The organism is Shewanella sp. TC10 (genome assembly GCF_009663145.1).
In the GTDB taxonomy this organism is placed as follows: Bacteria; Pseudomonadota; Gammaproteobacteria; order Enterobacterales; family Shewanellaceae; genus Shewanella.
In genome coordinates, this window is record NZ_VKHR01000114.1 from 1 (window position 1) to 2,917 (window position 2,917).

Sequence of the window (2,917 nt, forward strand, 5' to 3'; positions counted from 1 at the left end):
CAGCACTTCGCGCGCATAAATTATTCGAACGCGATGTTGACTATATTGTTCAAGATGGCGAAGTTGTTATTGTCGATGAGCATACTGGCCGTACAATGCCAGGACGTCGTTGGTCTGAAGGTTTACATCAAGCTGTTGAAGCTAAAGAAGGTGTAAATATTCAAAATGAAAACCAAACCTTAGCGTCTATCACATTCCAAAACTATTTCCGTCAATACGAAAAGTTAGCGGGTATGACGGGTACTGCTGATACTGAAGCATTTGAATTCCAGCATATCTATGGACTAGACACAGTAGTAGTACCAACCAATAAGCCAATGGTTCGTAATGACATGGCTGATTTGGTTTACTTAACAGCGACTGAAAAATACAACGCGATTATTACTGATATTAAAGATTGTCGTGAACGCGGCCAGCCAGTTCTTGTTGGTACAGTATCAATTGAACAGTCGGAATTATTAGCGACGCTATTAAAGCAAGCAAAAATCCCTCACTCAGTATTGAATGCAAAGTTCCATGAGAAGGAAGCACAAATTGTTGCCGATGCAGGTAGTGCAGGTACAGTGACTATTGCAACAAACATGGCAGGTCGTGGTACGGACATCGTATTAGGCGGCAACTGGAAAGTTGAAGTCGAAGCACTGAAGAATCCTACCGAAGATCAAATAGCTAAAATTAAAGCTGAGTGGCAAGTTCGTCATGATGCAGTGATTGCTTCAGGTGGTCTACACATTCTTGGTACTGAACGCCATGAATCTCGTCGTATTGATAACCAGTTGCGTGGTCGTTCTGGTCGTCAAGGTGACGCTGGTTCTTCACGCTTCTATTTATCTATGGAAGATAGCTTAATGCGCATCTTCGCATCAGATAAAGTTACTGGCATGATGAAAAAGCTTGGTATGGAAGAAGGCGAAGCCATCGAACATCCTTGGGTATCACGTGCGATTGAAAATGCTCAACGTAAAGTTGAAGCACGTAACTTCGATATTCGTAAGCAATTACTAGAATATGATGACGTTGCAAACGACCAACGCCAAGTTGTTTACTCACAACGTAATGAGTTGATGGATGCAGAAAGTATCGAAGATACTATCTCAAACATTGAACAAGATGTAATTAGCACTGTAATCGATCAATATATTCCTCAACAGTCAGTTGAAGAGTTATGGGATGTGCCTGGTTTAGAGCAGCGCCTTGAGCAAGAGTACGGTCTTAAGTTAACTATTCAACAATGGTTAGATACTGAAGATGACTTACACGAAGAAACACTACGTGAAAGAATCGTAACCAGTTGGAGTGAAGCGTACAAAGCGAAAGAAGAAATGGTTGGTGCGCAGGTACTTCGCCAATTCGAAAAAGCTGTCATGCTACAAACTCTAGATGGTCTGTGGAAAGAACATTTAGCTGCGATGGATCATTTGCGTCAAGGTATTCATTTACGTGGTTATGCACAAAAGAATCCAAAGCAAGAGTATAAGCGTGAGTCATTTGAGTTATTCCAGCAAATGCTAGAAACCTTAAAACTGGATGTGATCAGCGTATTATCTAAAGTACAAGTTCAAGCTCAGTCAGATGTAGATGAAATGGAACAGCGTCGTCGTGAAGAAGAGGCTAAAATCCAACGTGACTATCAGCATGCTGCATCAGAAGCATTAACTGACAACACAGAAGCTGAAGCGGCAATACCAAGAACAGTAATTCGTGATGGAGAAAAGGTTGGTCGAAATGATCCTTGTCCGTGCGGTTCTGGTAAAAAGTACAAACAATGTCATGGTAAGTTAACCTAAACTAGGTTTTATCGACTAATTATAAAAGCAGCTATCATTAGCTGCTTTTTTTATATCTTGAAAATAGTATAAGAAACAGCCACTAAAAGCCGATTTGTGGATAAGGTTGTGGATTAATAGTGGTTAGCTTGTGGCTAAATAGAAAGATTTAAAATATTTGAAATTATTTTAAAAAAGCCCTTGCGGTGTTTCAGAATCTGCCTATAATGCGCATCCACTGACACGGCAAACCACGCAATAGCATGGAGTACACGCCAAATCAGTTCACTGTAAAGTGACGCTGAAAAGAGTTTTTAAATTAGTTTAAAAATGACTTGACGCGAAACGGGAATTGCGTAAAATACGCATCCCTAGCCACTCGGGCTTACCGAGATGTGCTAACGCTCTTTAACAATTTATCAAGTAATCTGTGTGGACACTCACAGGTGTTGAGTTAATCGAAATTGCTTCTTTGGAAGCAATCAAAATTATTATCAATGTAACGATGAGTGTTCATAGCAATATGTAACAAACAGGATGTAGATTCTTCCGAGTCTGCATAATGTAATCAGATTTCATTGAGCCGAGACTTAGGTCTCAACAAAACTTTAATTGAAGAGTTTGATCATGGCTCAGATTGAACGCTGGCGGCAGGCCTAACACATGCAAGTCGAGCGGTAACAGAAAGAAAGCTTGCTTTCTTTGCTGACGAGCGGCGGACGGGTGAGTAATGCCTAGGGATCTGCCCAGTCGAGGGGGATAACAGTTGGAAACGACTGCTAATACCGCATACGCCCTACGGGGGAAAGGAGGGGACCTTCGGGCCTTTCGCGATTGGATGAACCTAGGTGGGATTAGCTAGTTGGTAAGGTAATGGCTTACCAAGGCGACGATCCCTAGCTGTTCTGAGAGGATGATCAGCCACACTGGGACTGAGACACGGCCCAGACTCCTACGGGAGGCAGCAGTGGGGAATATTGCACAATGGGCGAAAGCCTGATGCAGCCATGCCGCGTGTGTGAAGAAGGCCCTAGGGTTGTAAAGCACTTTCAGTAGGGAGGAAAGGTRATGGYTTAATACGCCATTACTGTGACGTTACCTACAGAAGAAGGACCGGCTAACTTCGTGCCAGCAGCCGCGGTAATACGAGG

The 2,917-nt window shown here is 42.7% G+C and carries 1 protein-coding gene and 1 rRNA gene; both read left to right on the top strand.

The annotated features are described in order from the left end of the window. On the top strand, positions 1 to 1,787 hold a 1,787-nt coding region (secA, locus tag FNZ24_RS21290; RefSeq protein WP_153916805.1), incomplete at its 5' end, for a preprotein translocase subunit SecA. A gap of 588 nt (positions 1,788 to 2,375) precedes the next feature. Beyond that, positions 2,376 to 2,917: ribosomal RNA gene (locus FNZ24_RS21295) — 16S ribosomal RNA — on the top strand; the annotation flags it as partial.